Source organism: Cupriavidus sp. PB-02 (genome assembly GCF_058252315.1).
The window spans coordinates 4,283,743-4,306,567 of sequence record NZ_CM177694.1 but is presented as its reverse complement, the minus strand read 5'-3'; the positions used below and the strand labels follow the sequence as shown (position 1 = coordinate 4,306,567).

Sequence of the window (22,825 nt, the reverse complement as noted above, 5' to 3'; positions counted from 1 at the left end):
GTCTTGCACTCCTGTGGCGTGCGTGTCACCCTCGCCGGGTGCCATAACCGGAGGCTGGCAGGATGAAGGGAATCGTTGCCCGAGCAGATCGGGGCCTTGGCAAGGCGCCGCAGCAACCGCACGCACGGCGCGCCGCCGCTGCACTGGCCCTGGCGGGCGCTTTCGCATCGCTGGCGGGCGCCGGCGCCCAGGCGGCACAGGTGACCCGCTTCTCGCCGGAAGGCACGGTCGGGCAGGTCAGGCAGGTGGCGTTCCGCTTCGACGAGGCGATGGTGCCGATGGGCGATGTCCAGGCCGCAGCGCCCGCGACGGTTTCCTGCACCGGCGCCAGCACCGGCGGGCAGGCCCGCTGGGTCGATGCGAAAAACTGGGTCTACGATTTCACCAGCGACCTGCCGCCCGGCGTGCGCTGCAGCGTGCGCATGCGCGCCGACCTGCGCAGCGCGGCCGGCACCGCCTACGCCGGCAAGCCGGAATACCGCTTCGAGACCGGCGGCCCCACCGTCATCGCCAGCCGTCCCTCGGGCGGCGAGATCGAGGAAGACCAGGTCTTCGCGCTGCGCTTCAACGGCGTGGCCACGCCGGCCTCGGTGCGCGAACATGCCTGGTGCCAGGCGCAGGGGTTGGGCGAACGCATCCCCGTGCGGCTGCTGTCCGGCCACGAGCGCGAGGCAGTGCTCAAGGCCATCTACTGGGAACGCATTGCCAAACAGGCGCCGGATGCCGTGCACCTGCTCGCCTGCCAGCAGCGCCTGCCGGCCGCGGCGCGCGTGCAGTTGGTGCTGGGCGCGGGCATTGCCACCCCGTCCGGTGTCGCCACGCGCGACGAGCGCCGCTTCGATTACACCGTGCGCGAGCCCTTTACCGCCAGCTTCAGCTGCGAGCGCGAGCACGCGCAGTCGCCCTGCACGCCGCTGCGACCGATGTCGGTCACCTTCTCCTCGCCGGTATCGCGCAAGCAGGCCGAGCGCGTGGTGCTGAAGGGCTCCGCGGGTCCGCGCGCGCCGAAGTTCGACCCCGACCTGGCGCCGGATGCCAGCCTCAATGTGCTGACCTTTGCCGCGCCGTTCGCGGAAAAGGCCCAGTTCACCATCGATGTGCCCAAAGACCTGAAGGACGACAGCGGCCGCACGCTGGCCAATGCCGACCTGTTCCCGCTCAAGGTCACCACCGCGGCGATGCCGCCGCTGGCCAAGTTCGCCGCGGCGCCGTTTGGCGTGGTCGAGCGCTTTGGCGAGCTGCCGCGCGGCAAATCCCCGGCGGACTATCCGCCGCTGCTGCCGGTGACGCTGCGCAATGTCGAGGCCGATCTCGCGGTGCGCGGCGTGCAGGCGCAGGCCGGCACCGTGATGAAGCTGAAGCTGGATGACGATGCGGCGGTGATGCACTGGTTCGGCCTGGTGCGCCGCATGCACGAGAGCAGCTATACCCGCGCGGAGCTCGATGCCGTGCTGGCGGGCCGCTCGCCATACCGGGTCAACAATCCGCGCAACGCCGTGGCGATCGAGACGCGCTCGGTGACGCTGCTCGAGCACGCCCCCGGCGTGCAGAAGCTGGCCGTGCCCAAGCCCTCGGGCGATGCGCCGCGGCCGTTCGAGGTGGTCGGCATCCCGCTGCCGGAACCTGGTTTCCATGTGGTCGAGATCGCTTCGCCGATGCTGGGCGAGGCGCTGCTCGGCAAGCGCGCGCCGATGTACGTGCGCACCGCGGCGCTGGTGACCAACCTTGGTGTGCATTTCAAGCTGGGGCGCAGCACCGGCAACGAGGACGACGGCAGCCGCAGCGGACTGGCGTGGGTGACCACGCTGGATGACGGCAAGCCGGTGGCCGATGCCGCCGTGGCAGTGCGCGATTGCAACGGGCGCCTGCTGGGCGAGGGGCGTACCGATGCCAGCGGCGTGGTGCGTTTTGGCAAGCTCGGCGCCGCGCCTGAGGCCAGTTGCGACCAGAACGGCCTGTCGGGCTATTTCGTCTCGGCGCGCATCGCCGCCGGGCATCCGCAGTCGCGCGGCAAGGCCGACATGGCCTTCGTGATGTCGGACTGGAACCGAGGCATCGAGAGCTGGCGCTTCCATGTGCCGACCGATACCAGCACGGCGCCCACGGTGCGCGCGCACACCATCTTCGACCGCACGCTGCTGCGCGCCGGCGAAACCGTATCGATGAAGCACCTGATCCGCGCCGAAACCTTGCAGGGTTTTGCGCTGCCGCCGGCCAGCCGGCCGCTGCCCATGCGCGCAGTCATCCGCCATGAAGGCAGCGGCCAGACCTACGAGCTGCCGCTGCAATGGCGCCAGACCGCGACCGGCGGGCGCAGCGCGGAAAGCACGTTCCAGGTGCCGCCGGCGGCGAAGCTCGGTGTCTACACCGTCGAGCTGGAAACGCAGAAAGGCGAAGGCGCGCAGGACGATGGCGGCGCGCGCAGCTACACCAGCGGCAGTTTCCGCGTCGAGGCTTTCCGCTTGCCGGTGCTTGCCGGCACGCTGCAGGTTGCCGGCAAGCCGGGCGCCGTGATCGCGCCCGCCGAACTGCCGGTCGGCGTCGAGATCCACTATCTCTCCGGCGGTGGCGCCGCCGGCCTGCCAGTGCGCGTGTCCGCGCTGCTGCGCGACAAGTACGTCAGCTTCCCCGGCTATGACGAGTTCTCGTTCAACCCGCCGCGCGCGGAGCGCGAAAGCACCAGGGGCGACGAGGAGATGGACCAGGATGAGCAGAGCAATGCCGACAGCCAGAAGCTGGTCGCCGACAAGCTGCCGGTCACGCTCGACAAGAACGGCAATGGCAGCGTGACGCTGCGCGAACTGCCCAAGACCGAAGCGCCGCGCGACCTGGTGCTCGAAGCCGGCTTTGCCGATCCCAACGGCGAGATCCAGACGCTGCGCCAGACCGTGCCGGTATGGCCGGCGGCGGTGGTGGCCGGCATCCGCACCGAAGGCTGGGTCTCGATCAAGCAGAAGCTGGCCGTGCATGGCGTGGTGCTGGACGTCAACGGCAAGCCGGTGGCGGACGCGCCGGTCAAGGTCAGCGCGCGGGCGCGCATCACCACCTCGGCGCGCAAGCGCGTGGTGGGCGGCTTCTACCGCTATGACAACCGCAGGGAGACGCGCGACCTTGGCACCGTCTGCGAGACGCGCACCGACGCGCAGGGCCGCGCGCGCTGCGAAGTGGCGCTGGACCAGGCCGGCCAGGTGGAACTGGTGGCGAGCGCGCGCGACAAGGACGGTCGCACCGCGCAGGCCGCGTCGACGGTCTGGGTCACGCGCCAGGGCGAGCTGTGGTTCGGCGGCGAGAACCATGACCGCATCGACCTGCTGCCCGAGAAGAAGTCCTACGCCCCGGGCGACACCGCGGTGTTCCAGGTGCGCATGCCGTTCCGCCACGCCATCGCGCTGGTGGCGGTGGAGCGCGAAGGCATCTACCAGACCCAGGTGGTCGAGCTGCACGGCAGCGATCCCACCGTGCGCGTGCAGGTGAAGCCGGAATGGGGCCCCAACGTCTACGTGTCGGTGCTGGCCCTGCGCGGGCGCCTGCATGAAGTGCCCTGGTATTCCTTCTTCACCTGGGGTTGGCGCCAGCCGGGCGAGTGGTGGCGCGCGTTCCGCAGCGAAGGCCGCGACTACGCCGCGCCGACGGCGCTGGTGGACCTGTCCAAGCCGGCCTTCCGGCTGGGGCTGGCCGAGATTCGCGTTGGCAATGCCGGCCACCGGCTCGACGTCACCGTCACGCCGGACAAGACGACATACCAGGTGCGCGGCAAGGCGCGCGTGGCGATCCAGGTCAAGTTGCCCGACGGCAAGCCCGCCGCCAACGGCGAGGTGGCGCTGGCCGCGGTGGACCAGGCGCTGCTGGAGCTGATGCCCAACACCAGCTGGGATCTGCTCGACGCGATGCTGCAGCGGCGCGGCTACGGCGTGGAGACCTCTACCGCGCAGATGGAGATCATCGGCCGGCGTCACTACGGCCGTAAGGCGGTGCCTGCGGGCGGCGGCGGTGGCAAGAGCCCGACGCGCGAGCTGTTCGACACGCTGCTGCTGTGGAACCCGCGCGTGCAGCTCGATGCCGAGGGCCGTGCCAGCCTGGACGTGCCGCTCAACGATTCGCTGACCAGCTTCCGCATCGTCGCCGTGGCCGACCTGGGCGTGGGCCGTTTCGGTACCGGCAGCGCGACCATCGCCGCGACCCAGGACCTGCAGGTGATTTCCGGCCTGCCGCTGCTGGTGCGCGAGGATGACCGCTATCGCGCCATGTTCACGCTGCGCAATACCACCAAGCGCGCGATGACGGTGCAGGCGAGCGCGCGCGGCACGCTGGTCGGCAATGAGGCCGCGCTGCCCGCGCAGACCGTGCAGATTCCCGCCGGCGAGGCGCGCGAGATCGGCTGGGACGTGACCGCGCCGGCGCTGCTGGCGTATTCGCGCAGCGGCACGGTGCAGTGGGAAGTGCAGGCGAGCGAGCAGGGCACGGGCGGCGCAGCCGACCGCATCAAGGTGTCGCAGCAGATCGTGCCCGCCGTACCGGTGACGGTGCAGCAGGCCACGCTGGCTCAGGTGGCGCCGTCGCTGTCGGTGCCAGTCAAGGCACCGCCGGGCGCGCTGACCGATCCCTCCGGCAAGCTGCGCGGCGGGTTGCAGGTGAACTTCCAGTCGTCGCTGGCGGGCGGCATGCCGGGCGTGCGCGACTGGTTCCTCAACTACCCGTTCACCTGCCTGGAGCAGCGCGCATCGAAGGCCATTGGCCTGAACGACACGGCCGCGTGGGATGCACTGATGACGCAACTGCCGTCCTACCTCGATGCCAACGGGCTGGCCTCGTACTTCCCGCTCAATGCCGATGGCGACTTCGGCAGCGAGGTGCTGACCGCCTACCTGCTGTCGGTGACCGACGAAGCCGCGCGCGCCGGCCTGCTGCTGCGCATCCCCGACGCGCAGCGCGCGCAGATGGAGCGCGGGCTGACGGACTTTGTCGAAGGCCGCATCCGCCGCGACAGCTGGGCCCCGGTTGGCGGCACGCAGTACCTGGAAGTGCGCAAGCTGGCGGCGCTCGAGGCGCTGTCGCGCACCGGCCATGCGCAGGCACGCATGCTCGGCTCGATCCAGATCCTGCCGGCACAGTGGCCCACGTCCGCGCTGCTCGACTGGACCCTGCTGCTGACGCGCATGCAGGACATCCCGCAGCGCGAGCAACGGCTGGCCGAAACCCAGCAACTGCTGCGCTCGCGCCTGACGGTGCAGGGCACGCGGCTGGCCTTCTCTACCGAGCGCAATGACGACTGGTGGTGGATGATGGCCGGCGGCGACACCAACGCCGCGCGCCTGCTGGCGCTGGCTGCCGAACTGCCGGGCTGGAAGGACGACGCACCGCAACTTGCGACCGGGCTGCTGGGCCGGCAAGTGCGCGGCGCCTGGGGTACCACCACAGCCAACGCGTGGGGCATGCTGGCGGTGACGCGCTTCGCGCAGGTGTTCGAGAAGACGCCGGTGGCGGGCAGCACGCGCGTGAGCGTCAGCAATGCCGCCGATGCCACGCGCAGCTTCGACTGGGCGCGCGCGCAGCGTACCGATGGCGTGGCGCAGGGCGGCGTCGACCTGCCCTGGCCGGGTGGCGCTGACGGTGGCACGCTGCAGGTCGACCACGCCGGTGCCGGCCATCCCTGGACTACGGTGCGCGCGCAGGCCGCAGTGCCGGTGACCGCGCCGCTGGCCGCCGGCTACCGCATCAAGCGCACAGTGACGCCGCAGGAACAGGCGGTGGCGGGCAAGTGGTCGCGCGGCGATGTGTACCGCGTCAAGCTGGAGATCGATGCGCAGGCCGAGATGACCTGGGTGGTGGTCAGCGATCCGGTGCCGGCCGGCGCGACCATCCTTGGCAGCGGCCTGGGGCGGGATTCCCAGATTGCCACGCGCGGCGAGAAGCGCAAGGGCATGGCCTGGCCGGCCTATACCGAACGCACGCCGCAGGCCTATCGCGAGTACTTCGCTTATCTGCCCAAGGGCACGGCCTCGGTCGAATACACCGTGCGGCTCAACAACGCCGGCGACTTCGCGCTGCCGCCCACGCGCGTCGAAGCGCTGTATGCCCCCGACGTGTTCGGCGTGGCGCCGAACGCGCGGCTGGTGGTGGGGGCGCGTCCATGAGCTGGCAGGCGCTGAGGATGCCGACACGCGTGCGCGAGTGGTGGCTCGCGGGGGCGGTCGCCGGCGTGGTCTACGGCGCGCTGCTGGTGCAGGTGGCGATGGAACTGCCCGAAGGCGCGCCGCTGACCGGGCAGATCGCCATGCAGCCGATATGGAAAAGCGCGATGGCGCTGCTGCTGGCGCGCGCTGCGTGGTTCCACCGGCCCGTGGCCGAGCGGAACTGGATGGTGGCGGCGCTGGTGTTCTCGGCGCAGGGCGACTTCCTGCTGGCGGTGCCGTCGCTGTCGGTCTCGTTTGTCGGTGGCCTGGGTGCCTTCCTGCTCGCGCACCTGGCCTACATGTGCGTGCTGGTGCCGCGTGCGGGTGACTACCGTGCGCACCGGCTGATCGCGTGCGGCGCCATCATGGGCGTGGCCGGCACCATGCTCGGCCGCTTCTGGCCCAACCTGGGCGCGCTGATGCTGCCTGTGGTGGTGTACGTGATCGTGCTCACGGCGATGGTGTGCAGCGCGCTGGTGGCGCGGCTGCCTACGCCACTGGCGGCTCTGGGCGCGCTGTGCTTTGCCGCATCGGACCTGATGATCGGCATCGCGCGCTTCCTGTTGCCGTTCGATAACTTCCACCTCAGCATCTGGTGGACCTACGCCGCCGCGCAGCTGTTGCTGGTAGCGGGCATCGTGTCGGGACGCGCGCAGGCATGAGGCCACATTGCCGTCGCGCCTTGCTGATCGCGGTAGTGGCCTGGTCCGCGCCGGCTGAGGCCTTGCCTTCCTTCGAACAGGTCCGCACCGACTGGCGCAGTGCCGACGTGGTGGTGCTGGACCGCCACGGCGATACCGTGGGCCGCGTGCGCGACGATTTCCGCGCGCGCCGCGGCGACTGGGTCGCGCTGGCGGATACCTCACCGGCATTGCGCACTGCCATCGTGCTGTCGGAGGACCGGCGCTTCTATGCGCATAGCGGCGTGGACTGGCAGGGCGTGGCCGCCGCCGCGTGGGCCAACCTGTGGAACACGCGCACGCGCGGCGCCTCGACGCTGACCATGCAGCTGGCGGGGCTGCTCGACGACGACCTGCGCCGGCCCGGCGCGGCGGGGCAGGGGCGCAGCTTCACGCAGAAGCTGGGACAGGCCGCGGGCGCAGCCGCGCTGGAGCGTAGCTGGAGCAAGGACCAGATCCTGGAGGCCTACCTGAACCTGGTGCCTTTCCGCGGCGAGCTGGTGGGCTTGTCGGCGATGTCGCAGGTGCTGTTCGGCAAGTATCCGGAAGGGCTCAACGCGCGCGAGTCGGCGCTGGCAGTGGCGCTGGTGCGCGCGCCCAATGCGAAGGCGGCGCAGGTGGCGAGCCGCGCCTGCGGCATCCTGCGCGAGATGCGGGTGCCGCGCGAGTGCGACGGGCTGGAAGGCTTCGCGCAGCTCGCGCTGCTGCGTACCGGCCCGGTGGCACAGCGCGCGGCGGCAGCGATGGCGACCTCGGCATCGCCACAGTTTGCGCCGCACCTGTCGCGCCGGCTGGTCGGCGAAACGCGGGCGCAACTGGCGCCCGGTGCGCCGATGCCCGCGCGCATCGCCTCCACGCTCGACGCCCGCCTGCAGCGCGCGGCCATGGCCAGCCTCGACCGGCACCTGCGCGAACTGACCGGGCGCAATGTCGAAGACGGCGCGGTGGTGGTGATCGACAACGCCAGCGGCGATGTGCTGGCCTACGTGGGCTCGTCTGGCGCGCTGTCGGCTGCGGCGCAGGTGGACCATGCTGCCGCGCTGCGGCAGGCGGGCTCGACGCTCAAGCCGTTCCTGTACGAACAGGCGCTGGAAGAGAAGCGGATCACCGCGGCATCGCTGCTGGACGACCGGCCCGTCAACCTGCCGGTTGGCGGCGGGCTCTACGTGCCGCAGAACTACGACCACCGCTACGCCGGCTGGGTCAGCACGCGCGCGGCGCTGGCCGCGTCGCTGAATGTGCCGGCGGTGCGCACACTGGTGATGGTGACCCCGCACCGCTTCCACAAGCGGCTGGTGGCGCTCGGGCTGCCGCTGACCGAGGCGGGCGACTACTACGGCTACAGCCTGGCGCTGGGCAGCGCCGATGTATCGCTGCTGGCGCTGACCAATGCCTATCGCGCGCTGGCCAACGGCGGGCGCTACGCGCCGCCGCGGCTCAGGCAAGGCATGCCCGCGCCGGCGATGATACCGGTGATGCAGCCGGCCGCGAGCTACGTGATCGCCGATATCCTGTCCGATCGCCACGCGCGTGCGCGCACCTTCGGCCTCGACAGCCCGTTGACCACGCGCTTCTGGACCGCGGTCAAGACCGGCACCAGCAAGGACATGCGCGACAACTGGTGCATCGGCTGGTCGCAGCGCTATACGGTGGGCGTGTGGGTCGGCAATGCCAGCGGTGCCAGCATGCACGATGTCTCGGGCGTGTCGGGCGCGGCGCCGGTGTGGCATGACGTCATGGAAGCGCTGCACCGCGCGCAAGGCAGCCGCGCGCCCGCGGCGCCCGCGGGCGTGGAGCGCGCGGCGCTGACTTTTGCCGATGGCCTCGAACCCTCGCGCGAAGAAGTCTTCCTGACCGGCACCGCGATCACGCGCGTCAGCGTCGGCGCCCCCGCCGCGCGCCCGAGCGCACCGGTGATCGCCAACCCGGCCGACGGCACCGTGTTTGCCCTCGATCCCGACATGCCGCCCGCGTCGCAGCGCGTGTGGTTCCAGGCCGAGGGCGTGGCGGGGCAGGCCGCGCGCGCGGTCAGCTGGCGCATGGACGGCAAGCCGCTGGGCCGCGGCGGCGAGGTGGCTTGGCTCCCGTGGCCGGGGCGGCACCAGGTGGAACTGCTCGATGCCGCGGGCAAGGTGGTGGACCGTATCGGCATCGAAGTGCGCGGCGCATCGGTGCGCGCGCCGGCCACTGCCTCAAAGCGCTGAAACCGGCGCGCGCGCTTTCAGGAAGTCGACGAACACCCGCAGCTTGGTCGGCATCAGCACGCGGCCCGGGTAGTACAGGTAGAAGCCGTCGAACGGCGGCAGCCAGGCATCGAGCACGGTGACCAGCCGGCCGCTGTCGAGCGCGGCCTGGATATGGACCGGGAACTCGTAGATCAGCCCCATGCCATCGAGCGCCGCCTGGTGCAGCAGCGTCTTGTCGTTGGCGATCAGCGCGGCGCGCGTATCGACGGTAAAGGTGCGACCGTCCTCCACGAACTCCCAGCGGTAGACGCTGCCGTGCGGACCGAAGCGGTACTGCAGGCAGGCGTGCGCGTGCAGCTCGCGCGGATGGCGCGGCGTGCCGTGGCGCGACAGGTAGGCGGGTGCGGCAGCCACCACCATGCGCAGCGGGCCGGTGACGGGGATGGCCACCATATCCCGCTGCAGCGCTTCGCCCAGGCGCAGGCCGGCGTCGAAGCCTTCGGCGATCAGGTCGGCAAAGCGGTCGTCCGTGACGACGTCGACGGTAATGCCGGGGCAGGCGCGCATGAATTCGGCCAGCAGCGGACGCAGCACCAGCGCGCCGGCGGTGGTCGGCGTGGTCAGGCGCAGCGTGCCGGCGGGCATGTCGCGCTGCTGGCGGATATCGTCGGTGGCGGCGCCGATCTCGGCCAGCGCGGGCTCGACGCGTGCCAGCAGCGCGGCGCCGGCTTCTGTCAGCCCCACGCTGCGGGTCGTCCGCTGGAGCAGCCGCACGCCCAGCCGCGCTTCCAGCTGGCGGATGGTCTGCGAGATCGCGGACGGGCTCACCGCCAGCTCGGTTGCGGCGGCGGTGAAACTGCCCAGCCGCGCCACGCGGGTGAATGCGGCCATGGCGGGCAGTGAATCGGCGTCGATTGTGAAGTCTGGCTTCATGATGCATGCAGCGTACCACGCTGTTTCCGCGCGGGTCGAGTGGCCATACTTGCCTGCATCCGACGTACACGCCGGCAGGCTGCCGGCCAACAGGAGCCTCTCGATGACCGCAAGCGCCATATCCGTCCAACATCGCCAGCTCGGCAATACCGGCCCCAAGGTTTTCCCCCTCGGCCTCGGCTGCATGGGCATGAGCGACTTCTACGGCGCGCGTGACGATGCCGAATCGATCCGCACCATCCACCACGCGCTCGAGCGCGGCATCAATCTGCTCGACACCGCCGATATCTACGGCCCGCACACCAACGAGCAACTGGTGGGCCGCGCCATTGCCGGCAGGCGCGAACAGGTGGTCCTGGCGACCAAGTTCGGCATCGTGCGCGACCCCGCCAACCCGATCGCGCGCGGCGTCAACGGCCGCCCCGAGTATGTGCGCGCCAGCTGCGAGGCCAGCCTGAAGCGGCTGGGCACGGACCATATCGACCTGTACTACCAGCACCGCGTCGACCCGGAAGTGCCGATCGAGGAAACCGTGGGCGCGATGGCCGAGCTGGTAAAGGCCGGCAAGGTGCGCTGGCTGGGGCTGTCGGAAGCGAGCGCTGCGACTATCGAGCGCGCACACAAGGTCCACCCGATTACCGCGTTGCAAAGCGAATACTCGCTGTGGAGCCGCGATGTCGACGAGGACGGCATCCTCGCCACCTGCGAGCGCCTGGGCATCGGCTTCGTGCCGTACAGCCCGCTGGGGCGCGGCTTCCTGACCGGCGCCATCCGCAGCCCGGAAGATTTCGCCGAGGACGATTTCCGCCGTACCAATCCGCGCTTCATGGGCGAGAACTTCGCGCACAACCTGGCGCTGGTCGACAAGGTGCGCGCACTGGCGGCCGACAAGGGTTGCACGCCGGCACAGCTGGCGCTGGCCTGGGTGCTGGCGCGCGGGCCGCAGGTAGTGCCGATCCCGGGTACGCGCCGCGTGGCCAACCTGGAAGACAATCTGGGCGCGCTCGCGGTGCGGCTCGATGCGCGGGACCTGGCCGGGATCGCCGCGGTGTTCCCGGCCGGCGCAGCGGCGGGTACGCGCTACGCCGCGCAAGTGATGAGCCTGCTGGCGCGCTGAGGGGGCGGGGCTGCGCAATAATGGCGCTTCGCCAACGTCTTGCCGGAGTGAGCGCATGTCCCTGGTCCCCCTCGATGCCGCCAGCACCGCGGCGCGCCTGCCATATCCCGAACTGGCGCAGGCCATCTCCGATATGCTGGCCGAACTACGCGACGGCACCGCCATGGCGCCGCCGCGCATCGCACTGCCGGTAGGCGATGCCGAGCGCGGCGAGGGCACGCTGCTGGTGATGCCGGCGCGCAACCGCGACCTGGTGATGACCAAGAACATCACCGTCCATCCCGGCAACCCGCAGCGTGGGCTGCCCAATATCCTCGGCGAAGTGGTGGTGGCCGATGCGCACACCGGCGAACGCGTTGCCATGCTCGACGGTCCCACCGTGACGGGCCGGCGCACCGCGGCGGTCTCGCTGCTGGCGGCGCAGCGCTTTGCCGCACGGCCGGAGGGCGAGTTGCTGATCGTCGGCGCCGGCGTGCAGGCGCTGACGCACCTGGAGGCCTTCGTGGCGGGGCTGGGCGTGCGCAAGGTGTGGCTGCATTCGCGCACGCGCGACAAGGTGGAGGCGCTGGCGGCGCACGCGCGCACGCTGGGTGTCGAAGCCGAGGTGACCGATGCGGTCGCGGCGGTGCTCGCGCGCGTGTCGATGGTGGTGACGGTCACGTCCAGCCGCACGCCGGTGCTGCCGGATCTCGACAGCGGCCTCTGGCGCGACCATCACTTCGTCGCCGCGGTCGGCGCCTTCCGGCCCGATATGTGCGAACTGCCGCCGGCACTGTGCCATGCCGCTGCGGACAACGGCCGGCTGCTGGCCGATACGCTGTTCGGCATCGAAGACGAGGCGGGGGACCTGCTGCAGGCTGGCATCGACTGGGCCACGGTGCAGCCGTTCGAGACCGCGATCCTGCAGGCCGATGCGATCCGCGCCCGCGCCGGCAGCCCGCTGGTGTTCAAGAGCGTGGGTTATGCGCTGTGGGACCTGGCGGCCTGCGTGCTGGCCAGCCGGGCTGGCGCCGCCTGAACCACTAGATTGATGAGCGCCGGCGCGTGGTGCCGGCCTTGCCTTCAGCCTCGTGTGGCTCGCGGCCGCGCAGCCAGCCGTTGAACAGCTCGCTCGCCGGCGCCAGGAAGCTGGCCATCGGTTCGCTGCGGTCGCTGGCGTACCAGTGGCAGTAGCAGCCGTGGATGGTCGCCACCATCAGTCGCGCCATGTCCGCGGACATTGGCTGGCCGGGCTCTGACAGCGCCTCGGCCAGCGCTTGCACGTGCGCGTCCCAGCTGCGCCGGATTTCCTGGCGCACGCTGCCCGAGAACAGCTGCGCGAGCACCACGCCCTTGGCTTCCGGATTCGCGGCGAAGTACGCCGCCACCTCGTCGAATATGTTTTCCAGCCGCTGCGCCGGCGTCTTGCCGGCATGCCGGTCCAGGGCGAGCTCCTGGCCGAACTCGCGGTTTCAGGTGACGGACCGCATCTACCAGGTACGCGGCTTCGACATCTCCAACATGACGATCATCGAGGGCGAGACCGGGCTGATCCTGATTGATCCGCTCACCGCGACGGAGACCCGCACCATCGACGGTGTGCAGATCGAGTTCCTGATGGCGCCCGGCACCGAAGCCCCGGCCGAGATGCTGCTGTACCTGCCGCAGTGGAAAGCGCTGTGCGCCGCCGAGGACGCCACCCACAACCTGTACACCATCCGCGGCGCGCAGGTGCGCGAGACCCAGGCCGGCCGCGCACGCGTGGACGGCGACCCGCAGGCGCTGGGTGCGTGGGTGGCGCTGATGGACAAGTTCGAGCCGAACTTCGGCATCGTGACGCCCTGAGTGCATTGCGATGGGGCAGGCGGTCGATCGCATGCTTGCCCCATAAAACCTCATCGACATGAGGGGTTTTTTCCGGCGTGCGATACAAGCCGTTGCGTCGATGCAGCGCAGCACTGGCCTTCGCGCCGGTTTTCGGGTGTTTACTTAGTGGTTAACCCTTTCTTTAGGGCTCGGCCTCTACGATTCTGTATCGTTGGTGAAACAGTTCTGCTCCCGCAAGTCGGATAATGCATGCCGCAGTAACCGAATGAGGAGTAAGAGGACTATGAAATCGACCAATAAGAAGATGCTGGTGGCTGGCGCTGTCATGGCCCTGGCTGGCGCCGCCCAAGCACAGTCCGCCGGCAGCAATATCGTCAGCATGGGCTGGTTCCGCGTGATGCCGAACAGCTCGGCCGATCCGCTGACCGTTGACAGCATCAACGGCCGCCCGGTCGGCATGACCCGCCCCAACACCGGCGCCGATATCGAATCCGCCGACACCGTGGGCCTGGCCTTTACGCACTACTTCACCGACAACATCTCGGGCGAAATCGTCGCCGGCATTCCGCCCAAGCATGACGTCAAGGGCACCGGCAACTACGCCCAGTATGGCAAGCTGGGTTCGGTCAAGCAGTGGAGCCCGGCGCTGCTGGTCAAGTACCACTTTTTCGACGCCAAGACCAAATTCCGTCCCTACGTCGGCATCGGCGTGAACTACACCTGGTTCACCGACGAGACCATCACCAACCAGAACTTCGTGAATCACGAGTTCCTGCCCGGCGCCAACATGACCGCCAGCGCCAAGCCGTCGTGGAACCCGGTGTTCAATATCGGCGCCAACTACGCCATCGACGACAACTGGTTCGTCGGCCTGTCGGTGTCGTACCTGCCGCTGTCGACCCGCGCCACCTTCACCACGCAGGCGGGCCCGGTAACGATCGTGTCGCACACCAAGATCAAGATCGATCCGGTGGTGACCTTCCTGAATGTGGGCTACCGCTTCTGAGCGCGACACACGGACAAAGCATAAGGGCGCCCGGGCGCCCTTTTTGCTTCGGCAACGCTTGCGGTTTACGCCAAGGACTTGACCGGGTAGCCGGCTTCCTCGATGGCCTGGCGCAGGGCCAGCGTATCGGCGCCGCTTTCCACGCGCACCGCCTGCGTGGGTACGTCGGCGCTCACCTTCGCGGCCGGGTCGACTGCCTGCACCGCGCGCGTGATGGCGCCGATGCAGTGGCTGCACGACATGCCTTCGACCTGGAACTGGATCATGGCTGGAATCTCCTGAAGAAGATGGAAGGGCGGCAGGACGCCGCGACAGACATAGTTTGAACCTTCCTATCGTGGGAAGCGCAAGCGGAATCTGCTATGGACGAAAATGGCGCCCGCGGCATGGCATCCGGCCTTGACCTTCCTATGATGGTAAGGTCCATCATGCAGTCATAGCCACTGCCGATGATCCAGAACCATGCCAAGTTCCAGCGCTGTCCTTCCTTCCCAGCCCGTGCGCCCGGCGGCTGATGCGCCCGAGTGGCGCCTGCCGGTCGATGGCATGACCTGCGCCTCGTGCGTGCGCCGCGTGGAGAACGCGCTGGCGCGCGTGCCGGGCGTGCACGACGTGGCCGTGAACCTGGCGACCGAAACCGCTACGCTGCGCGCCGACTCCGGCGCGGTGCTGCCCGCCGCCGCCCGCGCCGTGGCCGATGCCGGCTATGCGGTGCCGCAGGACACCATCGAACTGGATATTGCCGACATGACCTGCGCCTCGTGCGTGGCGCGCGTGGAGAAAGCGCTGCGCGCCGTGCCCGGCGTGATGGACGCGCAGGTCAACCTGGCGACCGAACGTGCCAGCGTCACCGTGCTGCGCGGCGCGGCGGACACCGCGGCGCTGGCGGCCGCGGTCGCGCGCGCCGGCTACGGTGCCACGCCGGTCACAGAAGCGGCCCCGCAGGCAGTGCAGGCCGCGCGCACCACTGCGTTCCGGGACGGTCCGTGGCCGGTGGCGATCTCGGCGGCGCTGTCGCTGCCGCTGGTGGCGCCGATGGTGCTGGAATGGTTCGGTGTGCACTGGATGCTGCCGGCCTGGGTGCAGTGGCTGCTGGCTACGCCGGTGCAGTTCGTATTCGGCTGGCGCTTCTACAAGGCGGGCTGGAAGGCCGTGCGCGCGGGTGCGGGCAATATGGACCTGCTCGTGGCGCTCGGCACCACGGCGGCCTACGGGCTGTCGCTGTGGCTGATGTGGCGCACGCCGGCCGATGCCATGCCACACCTGTACTTCGAGAGCGCCGCGGTGGTGATCACGCTGGTGCGCCTGGGCAAGTGGCTGGAGACGCGCGCCAAGCGCCACACCGCCGATGCCATCCGCGCGCTGGCCGCGCTGCGCCCGGATACCGCGCGCGTGCGCCGCGGCGGGCAGGAGCAGAGCGTGCCGCTGGCGTCGGTGCGCGTGGGCGACGAGGTTGTGGTGCGCCCCGGCGAACGCATTCCGGTCGACGCCGAGGTGATCGAAGGCAACAGCCACGCCGACGAGTCGATGCTGACCGGGGAAAGCGTGCCAGTGCCGAAGAAGCCCGGCGACCGCATCACCGGCGGCGCCATCAACTTCGAAGGCTTGCTGGTCGCGCGCACCGTTGCGGTGGGCGCCGAGACCGTGCTGGCGCGCATCATCCGCATGGTCGAGCACGCGCAGGCGGCCAAGGCGCCGATCCAGCGCATGGTCGACCAGGTCAGCGCGGTATTCGTGCCGGTGGTGCTGGGCATCGCGCTGGTGACGGTGCTGGGGTGGGGACTCTTTGCCGGCGACTGGGAAGCGGCGCTGCTCAATGCGGTGGCGGTGCTGGTGATTGCCTGTCCGTGCGCACTGGGGCTGGCCACGCCCACCGCGATCATGGCCGGTACCGGCGCCGGCGCGCGCGCGGGCATTCTGATCAAGGACGCCGAGGCGCTGGAGATTGCCCACCGCGTCAGCGTCGTGGCGTTCGACAAGACCGGCACGCTGACGGTGGGCAAGCCCGACGTGGTGGCGCTGCACGCGGCAGACCCGGCAGATGGCGATGGCAGCGCGCTGCTGACGCGCCTGGCCGCGCTGCAGGCCGGCAGCGAGCACCCGCTGGCCCGCGCGGTGCTGGCCGCGGCACAGGCGCGCGGCATTGCCGTGGCGCCGGCCACCGAGGTGCAGGCCCTGCCCGGGCGCGGCATCGCCGGCGTGGTGGCGGGCCAGGCGCTGCAGCTCGGCAGCGAACGCCTGCGCGAAACGCTGGGTGCTGAAGCGGGTACGCTGGCGCCAGTGGCTGACAAGTTGCGCGAAGAAGGCCGCACCGTCTCGTGGCTGGTCGAAACCACGCCGCCGCGCGTCATCGGCCTGGTTGCATTTGGCGACGCCATCAAGCCCGGCGCACCGGCAGCCATTGCACGGCTGCGGGCCGCCGGCGTGCGTACCGTGATGCTGACCGGCGACAACGCCGGCGCGGCGGCGCGCGTGGCGCAGGCGCTCGGCCTGGACGAGGTGCAGGCCGAGGTACTGCCCGAGGACAAGGCCGCGCGCATACAGGCGCTGGGGCGGGGCGGCGCGGTGGTGGCGATGGTGGGCGACGGCATCAACGATGCGCCGGCGCTGGCCGCGGCGGACGTGGGCATCGCCATGTCCACCGGCACCGACGTGGCCATGCATGCGGCCGGCATCACGCTGATGCGCGGCGATCCGGCGCTGGTGGCGGATGCGCTGGCGGTCTCGCACCGCACCGTGCGCAAGATCCGGCAGAACCTGTTCTGGGCGTTTTTCTACAACGTGGTAGGCATTCCGCTGGCGGCGGCCGGGCTGCTGAACCCGGTGGTGGCGGGTGCGGCGATGGCATTCTCCAGCGTCAGCGTGGTCAGCAATGCGCTGCTGCTGCGCCGCTGGCGCCCGCAGGCCGGGGCTGCCACGGCGCAGGGAGGGAAATGATGAATATCGGCGAAGCGGCGCAGGCCTCGGGCGTGTCGGCCAAGATGATCCGGCACTACGAATCGATCGGGCTGGTGGAGACGCCGCCGCGCACCGAAGGCGGCTACCGCCGCTATGACGAACGCGCGGTGCACACCTTGCGCTTCGTGCGGCGGGCCCGTAATCTGGGATTTTCGCTCGACGAGATCCGCAACCTGCTGTCGCTGTGGCGCGACCGCGGCCGCGCCAGCGCCGACGTCAAGGCGCTGACGCTGCGCCACGTGGCCGACCTGGAGCAGCGCATCGCCGAGCTGGCCGCGATGCGCGACACGCTGCGCGAGCTGGCGCAACACTGCAGCGGCGACGTGCGGCCGGACTGCCCGATCCTGGCCGATATTGCCGATCCGGCACCGCCGGACGCGCCAGGCAGGGCCGCCTGCCACGGCTGATCCGGCCGGGTGGCGCAAGCGAAGAAGCAACAAGAACAACGCCAGTGCACGCGTTCCGTGCAGCGGGAGATTTGCGCGAATGGACAAGCCCATGACGACGGACAACCCGATGACGGACCCTCCCGCTGCCGCCGATGCCATGGCCGGTGCGCCCGCCGGCATCGCCGCCGGCACGCACGCCCCGGTGCAGAGCCGCCAGCGCATGCGCGACGGCACCGAGCTGCTGCTGCGTACCTGGCAGCCAGACCCGGCGCGCTTTGCCGAGCCGCTCGGTTCGGTGCTGCTGGTGCACGGGCTTGCCGAACACGCGGGGCGCTACCAGCACGTGGCCGATGTGCTGTGCGGCCTGGGCCTGCGCGTGCGCGCGCATGACCTGCGCGGCCACGGCGCCAGCGGGGGCGCGCGCATGGTGGCGGAGCATCCCGACGCCTACCTGGCCGACCTCGCCGAAATTTACGACGCCGCGCTGCGCAGCTGGAACGAGCTGCCGATCCTGCTCGGCCACAGCATGGGCGGCCTGATCGCGGCGCGTTTCGCCACCGCGCGCGTGCGGGCGGTGCGTGCGCTGGTGCTGTCTTCGCCCGCGCTGGCGTTGCGGCTGTCGCCTGCGACGCTGACCGTGCACCGCGTGCTGCTGGCGCTGGCGCCGCGGCTGCGCGTGCCCAACCCGATCGACGCGCGCCATTTGTCGCACGATCCCGCGGTGGTGGCCGCGTATCGCACCGATCCGCTGGTGCAGACCACCATCACCGCCAGCGTGCTGGAGAGCTTTATCCGCGGCATGGCGCAGGCGCAGGCCGATGCCGCGCAACTGGAGGCGCCGATGCTGATGCTGGTCGGCGGCGCCGACCGCGTGGTGGATCCTTCCGGCAGCCGCACCTTCTTCGATCACGCGCCACCGGACCTGCGCGACGAAGTCTGGTTCGAGCAGGGCTACCACGAGATCTTCAACGAGGCCCAGCCGCTGCGCGGCGAAGTCTTCGCGGTGCTGACCGGCTGGCTGCGCCGGCACCTGCAGCCGGCACCGCAGTAGGCGGGCCTACGTCCGGAACACCGATTCCGCCACGCCGAACACCGCCGCGACCACCGGGTCGTCGCGGCGCGTGGCCAGGCATACCAGCGTCAGCTCGGTCGGCACCGACATCCCTTCGACGATCACCAGCCCGTGCGCATGCGATTCGCGCAGCGCAATGGAGTCGCGCACCAGCGACAAGCCCACGCCCGAGCGCACCAGGTCCAGCATCGACGCCTCCTGGTCCACATGCGCCACCTTGGGCACGGTCGCCACATCGACCCCGGCCTGCGCGAAGCGCGCCGACAGCAGCCGATGGTGCGCGGATTCGGGGGGCGTCCAGATCCACGGCAGCGTCGCCAGCTGCGCCCAGGAGCGCAGCGCGGTGCGCTCCTTCCAGCCCTTGGGCGCCAGCACGTAATAGGAGAACGGCGTCAGCGTCAGCGCATGGAAGCCCGCATCGGGCGGCTGGCCCAGATAGAAGCCGACATCGAGCGCACCGCTGCGTACCTGTTGCAGCACCCCGCCCGACATGCCGTGGCGCAGCTCGGTGCCGATCTGCGGGTGGCGCTCCACCAGCGTGCGCAGCATCGGCCCCAGCCGCGTGAATTCCGGGTCGAGGATGGTGCCGATCGCCAGCCGGCCGCGCACGGTGTGATGCATCGCGCTGACGGTGTGCTGCAGGTCGCCCACGCCGTCGAGAATGCGCTCGGCGAGCGGCAGCAGCGCGGCGCCGTCGACGGTCAGCGTCAGACCCGCGGCGGTGCGCTCGAACAGCTTGATGCGCCACGCCGACTGCAGTGCCTTGAGCTGCAGGCTGACCGCCGGCTGCGTCAGGTGCAGCCGCTGGGCGGCGCGGGTGAGGTTGCCTTCGCGCGCGACGGCGACAAAGGCACGAAGGTGGTGGAGGTCCAAGGGGAGTGTTGGAGGGCGGCAGGGGCGGCAGGTGGTGCGGCGCAATATTTTGCGCGGCTTATATTGCGATTGACGATAAATCATTGGACGGGGCCGCGCAACTACACCAAGCTTGCGCTCATCGACGGCCTATAGTCCTTGTGCGGCGCGCTATCCGCGTCGCCAGGGGCCACCTCCCGGCACGAAGCAGCGTCTTCAACGGACGCAAAGATCGGCGGGCCACATGCCATCAGAGATCCAAGCATTGAGGAGTGGAAGTGGAAGACATCCTTGCAGAAGCCAGCGCGGTGCAAACCATCATCGGCCATGCCATCGCAGGCCGGCAGACGCGCGGTACGTCGCAGCGTCTGGCCGATATCTATAATCCCGCGACGGGCGAAGTCGCCGCGCGCGTGGCGCTGGCCACGGTGCAGGATGTGGGCGACGCCGTGGCTGCGGCAAAAGGCGCATTCCCCGCGTGGTCGGAAACCCCGCCGCTGCGCCGCGCGCGCATCCTGTTCAAGTTCAAGGAGCTGCTCGACCGGCACCACGACGACCTGGCCGCGCTGATTACGCGCGAACACGGCAAGGTGTTCTCGGATGCCAAGGGTGAAGTCACGCGCGGCATCGAGGTGGTGGAGTTCGCCTGCGGCATCCCCAACCTGCTCAAGACCGACTTCACCGACAACATCGGCGGCGGCATCGACAACTGGAACCTGCGCCAGCCGCTGGGCGTGGTGGCCGGCATCACGCCGTTCAACTTCCCGGTGATGGTGCCGATGTGGATGTTCCCGGTGGCGATCGCCTGTGGCAATACCTTCGTGCTGAAGCCTTCGGAACGCGATCCGTCGCCGAGCCTGCTGATTGCCGACCTGCTGCGCCAGGCCGGCTTGCCCGATGGCGTGTTCAACGTGGTGCAGGGCGACAAGGAAGCGGTCGATGCGCTGCTGGCGCATCCGGATGTGCAGGCGCTGTCGTTCGTCGGTTCGACGCCGATTGCGGAGTACATCTATACGGAAGGCACCAGGCACGGCAAGCGCGTGCAGGCGCTGGGCGGTGCCAAGAACCACCTGGTGGTGATGCCCGATGCGGATCTCGACCAGGCGGTCGATGCGCTGATCGGCGCGGCCTACGGCTCCGCCGGCGAGCGCTGCATGGCGATCTCGGTGGCGGTGGCGGTTGGCGACGTGGCCGACAAGCTCGTGCCGCGACTCGCCGAACGCGCCAGCTCGCTGAAGATCCGCAACGGCATGGAGTCCGACGCCGAAATGGGTCCGCTGGTGACCGCTGCGCACAAGGCGAAGGTGGAGAGCTATATCGCCAAGGGCGTGGAAGAGGGCGCGACGCTGGTGACCGATGGCCGCGGCCATACCGTGCCCGGCCACGAGAACGGCTTCTATGTCGGCGGCACGCTGTTCGACAACGTCAAGCCGGACATGACGATCTACAAGGAAGAGATCTTCGGCCCGGTGCTGTCGGTGGTGCGCGTGCATGACTTTGCCGAGGCGGTGAAGCTGATCAATGCGCATGAGTACGGCAACGGCGTATCTTGCTACACCAGCGATGGCGGCATCGCGCGCGCCTTTGCGCGGCAGATCCAGATCGGCATGGTCGGCATCAACGTGCCGATCCCGGTGCCGATGGCCTGGCATTCGTTCGGCGGCTGGAAGCGCTCGCTGTTTGGCGACCACCATGCTTACGGCGAAGAGGGCGTGCGCTTCTACACGCGCTACAAGAGCGTGATGCAGCGCTGGCCGGATTCGATCGCCAAGGGCGCGGAGTTCACCATGCCGGTGGCGAAATAATTCCCGCCACCCCTGCCACGATAACCAAAAGAGCCATGGAGACATTCGACTACATCATCGTGGGCGCCGGCTCGGCCGGCTGTGTCCTGGCGAACCGCCTGACGCAGGACCCGGACGTCAAGGTGCTGCTGCTGGAAGCCGGCGGCAAGGATGACTACCACTGGATCCATATCCCGGTCGGCTATCTGTATTGCATCGGCAATCCGCGTACCGACTGGCTCTATCGCACCGAGGCGGAAGCCGGACTGAACGGCCGCTCGCTGGGCTATCCGCGCGGGCGCGTGCTGGGCGGATGCTCATCCATCAACGGCATGATCTATATGCGCGGCCAGCGCGAGGACTATGACGAGTGGGCGCGGCTCACCGGCGATGACGGCTGGCGCTGGGACAACGTGCTGCCGCTGTTCAAGCGCAGCGAGGACCATCACCGCGGCCCGAGCGACTTCCATGGCGCCGGCGGCGAGTGGCGCGTGGAAGGCCAGCGGCTGCGCTGGGACATCCTGGAGCGCTTTGCCGATGCGGCCGAGCAGGCGGGCATCCCGCGCACCGAGGACTTCAACCGCGGCGACAACTTCGGTGTCGGCTATTTCGAAGTGAACCAGCGCCGCGGCATCCGCTGGAATACGGCCAAGGCCTTCCTGCGGCGCGCCTCGGAGCGGCCCAACCTGACCATCGTCACCGGCGCGCAGGTCAGCGGCCTGACCTTCGACGGACGCCGTTGCAACGGCGTGAACTACGTCGGCGGCGGCCAGCCGCATACGGTAGCGGCCACGCTCGAGGTCATCCTTGCCGCGGGCGCGGTCAATACGCCGCAACTTCTGGAACTCTCCGGCATCGGCCAGGCCGAGCGTCTGGGCGCGCTGGGCATCCCGGTGCGGCACGCGCTGCCCGGCGTGGGCGAGAACCTGCAGGACCACCTGCAGCTGCGCACGGTGGTCAAGGTCAACGGCGTGCGCACGCTCAACACCCGCGCGGCGAGCCTGTGGGGCAAGTTCTGTATCGGCGTGCAATACGCCATCAACCAGAGCGGGCCGATGAGCATGGCGCCGTCGCAACTGGGCGCGTTCGCGCGCTCGGACCCCGGGCAGGCGCGCGCCAATATCGAGTACCACGTGCAGCCGCTGTCGCTGGACAAGTTCGGCGACCCGCTGCACGCGTTCAACGCCTTTACCGCCAGCGCCTGCAACCTGCGGCCGACCTCGCGCGGCAGCGTGCATATCGGCAGCGCGGACTTCCGCCAGGCGCCAGCGATCGCGCCGAACTACCTGTCGACGGAAGCGGACCGGCGCGTCGCGGCCGATTCGATACGGCTCACGCGCCGCATCGTGGCCTCGCCCGCGCTGGCACCGTACCAGCCCGAGGAATGGCTGCCGGGCCCCGCGTTCCAGACCGACGCGGAGCTGGCCGAAGCCGCCGGCAATATCGGCACCACCATCTTCCATCCGGTGGGCACCTGCAAGATGGGCCGCGCCGACGATCCTACGGCGGTGGTGGACCATCGACTGCGCGTGCTGGGTATCGAGGGCCTGCGCGTGGTCGATGCCTCGGTGATGCCGCTGATCACCTCGGGCAATACCAACTCTCCGACCATCATGATTGCCGAGCGCGCCAGCGACATGATCCGCGAGGATCGCCGGCGCGCGGCGGACACGCAGGAGATTGCAGCTCCGGCGCCGGCAGCGGCGGTGGAGAGCGCCTGATGGGGCGCGGCGTCGCAGCAGAAAGTCAGGCAGGCAGGCGGCGTCGGCCAGGTGGCGCCTCCTGCTCATGTGCGCCTGCAAAAAAACTGACACTTGGTTCATGTTTCATAGTGCAAACCCCGATGTTTTGCGATGCAACAGGCGCACA

General features: G+C 69.7%; 15 protein-coding genes and 1 pseudogene. 12 read left to right on the top strand and 4 right to left on the bottom strand.

Annotated elements, in window-relative coordinates:
* The first annotated feature begins 62 nt into the window (after positions 1-62).
* Genes AC10V3_RS20310 through pbpC form a run of 3 tightly spaced genes read left to right on the top strand, consistent with a single transcriptional unit; the run spans position 63 to position 9,057 of the window.
* Positions 63-6,134, top strand: coding sequence for an alpha-2-macroglobulin family protein (locus tag AC10V3_RS20310; RefSeq protein WP_490922853.1), 6,072 nt, complete (start codon positions 63-65; stop codon positions 6,132-6,134).
* Positions 6,131-6,835 carry a lysoplasmalogenase gene (locus AC10V3_RS20305; protein ID WP_490922852.1) on the top strand — a complete coding sequence of 235 codons (705 nt, stop codon included), beginning with the start codon at positions 6,131-6,133 and terminating at the stop codon, positions 6,833-6,835. Before AC10V3_RS20310 ends, AC10V3_RS20305 begins: the two co-directional genes overlap by 4 nt.
* Positions 6,832-9,057 (top strand): penicillin-binding protein 1C, encoded by a 2,226-nt coding sequence (gene pbpC, locus AC10V3_RS20300; RefSeq protein WP_454752532.1) that lies wholly within the window; start codon positions 6,832-6,834, stop codon positions 9,055-9,057. Before AC10V3_RS20305 ends, pbpC begins: the two co-directional genes overlap by 4 nt.
* Here the strand turns inward: pbpC and AC10V3_RS20295 are convergent.
* A complete protein-coding gene (locus tag AC10V3_RS20295) occupies positions 9,046-9,972 on the bottom strand; it encodes a LysR family transcriptional regulator (protein ID WP_454752531.1) in 927 nt (308 codons plus the stop codon). The two genes, pbpC and AC10V3_RS20295, sit on opposite strands and share 12 nt — an antisense overlap.
* Positions 9,973-10,075: 103 nt before the next feature.
* Between AC10V3_RS20295 and AC10V3_RS20290 the strand changes: the two genes are divergently transcribed.
* On the top strand, positions 10,076-11,089 hold the full coding sequence (locus tag AC10V3_RS20290; RefSeq protein WP_349608338.1) for an aldo/keto reductase: 1,014 nt from the start codon (positions 10,076-10,078) through the stop codon (positions 11,087-11,089).
* A 55-nt stretch (positions 11,090-11,144) separates the two neighbouring features.
* Positions 11,145-12,107 carry a delta(1)-pyrroline-2-carboxylate reductase family protein gene (locus AC10V3_RS20285; protein ID WP_349608336.1) on the top strand — a complete coding sequence of 321 codons (963 nt, stop codon included), beginning with the start codon at positions 11,145-11,147 and terminating at the stop codon, positions 12,105-12,107.
* Positions 12,108-12,111: 4 nt separating this feature from the next.
* Here AC10V3_RS20285 and AC10V3_RS20280 read toward each other — a convergent pair whose 3' ends face one another.
* On the bottom strand, positions 12,112-12,456 hold the full coding sequence (locus AC10V3_RS20280; RefSeq protein ID WP_022537032.1) for a hypothetical protein: 345 nt from the start codon (positions 12,454-12,456) through the stop codon (positions 12,112-12,114).
* 73 nt (positions 12,457-12,529) lie between these two features.
* Between AC10V3_RS20280 and AC10V3_RS20275 the strand changes: the two are divergent.
* Both AC10V3_RS20275 and AC10V3_RS20270 read left to right on the top strand, forming a co-directional pair.
* Positions 12,530-12,913: pseudogene (locus AC10V3_RS20275) on the top strand (alkyl sulfatase C-terminal domain-containing protein); the annotation flags it as partial.
* A gap of 265 nt (positions 12,914-13,178) precedes the next feature.
* Complete coding sequence (locus tag AC10V3_RS20270; protein WP_022537030.1) at positions 13,179-13,901, top strand: OmpW/AlkL family protein; 723 nt, start codon at positions 13,179-13,181, stop codon at positions 13,899-13,901.
* A 65-nt stretch (positions 13,902-13,966) separates the two neighbouring features.
* Here the strand turns inward: AC10V3_RS20270 and AC10V3_RS20265 are convergent, their stop codons facing one another.
* A complete protein-coding gene (locus tag AC10V3_RS20265; protein WP_022537029.1) occupies positions 13,967-14,167 on the bottom strand; it encodes a heavy-metal-associated domain-containing protein in 201 nt (66 codons plus the stop codon).
* A gap of 196 nt (positions 14,168-14,363) precedes the next feature.
* On the opposite strand from AC10V3_RS20265, the gene AC10V3_RS20260 reads away from it, so the two are divergent.
* The 3 genes from AC10V3_RS20260 (at position 14,364) to AC10V3_RS20250 (ending at position 18,299) form a co-directional block, all read left to right on the top strand.
* Positions 14,364-16,838: a heavy metal translocating P-type ATPase gene (locus AC10V3_RS20260; RefSeq protein ID WP_022537028.1), complete on the top strand. Its 2,475-nt coding sequence runs from the start codon at positions 14,364-14,366 to the stop codon at positions 16,836-16,838.
* A complete protein-coding gene (cueR, locus tag AC10V3_RS20255) occupies positions 16,838-17,266 on the top strand; it encodes a Cu(I)-responsive transcriptional regulator (RefSeq protein ID WP_022537027.1) in 429 nt (142 codons plus the stop codon). Before AC10V3_RS20260 ends, cueR begins: the two co-directional genes overlap by 1 nt.
* Before the next feature lie 139 nt (positions 17,267-17,405).
* Positions 17,406-18,299 (top strand): alpha/beta hydrolase, encoded by an 894-nt coding sequence (locus AC10V3_RS20250; RefSeq protein WP_051369928.1) that lies wholly within the window; start codon positions 17,406-17,408, stop codon positions 18,297-18,299.
* A gap of 6 nt (positions 18,300-18,305) precedes the next feature.
* Here the strand turns inward: AC10V3_RS20250 and AC10V3_RS20245 are convergent, their stop codons facing one another.
* Positions 18,306-19,193: a LysR family transcriptional regulator gene (locus tag AC10V3_RS20245; protein WP_022537025.1), complete on the bottom strand. Its 888-nt coding sequence runs from the start codon at positions 19,191-19,193 to the stop codon at positions 18,306-18,308.
* A 287-nt stretch (positions 19,194-19,480) separates the two neighbouring features.
* On the opposite strand from AC10V3_RS20245, the gene AC10V3_RS20240 reads away from it, so the two are divergent.
* Both AC10V3_RS20240 and AC10V3_RS20235 read left to right on the top strand, forming a co-directional pair.
* Entirely contained in the window at positions 19,481-20,977 is a 1,497-nt protein-coding gene (locus tag AC10V3_RS20240) for a CoA-acylating methylmalonate-semialdehyde dehydrogenase (RefSeq protein ID WP_349605723.1), read from the top strand.
* 35 nt (positions 20,978-21,012) lie between these two features.
* Positions 21,013-22,677: a GMC family oxidoreductase gene (locus tag AC10V3_RS20235; protein WP_022537023.1), complete on the top strand. Its 1,665-nt coding sequence runs from the start codon at positions 21,013-21,015 to the stop codon at positions 22,675-22,677.
* Positions 22,678-22,825 lie beyond the last annotated feature (148 nt).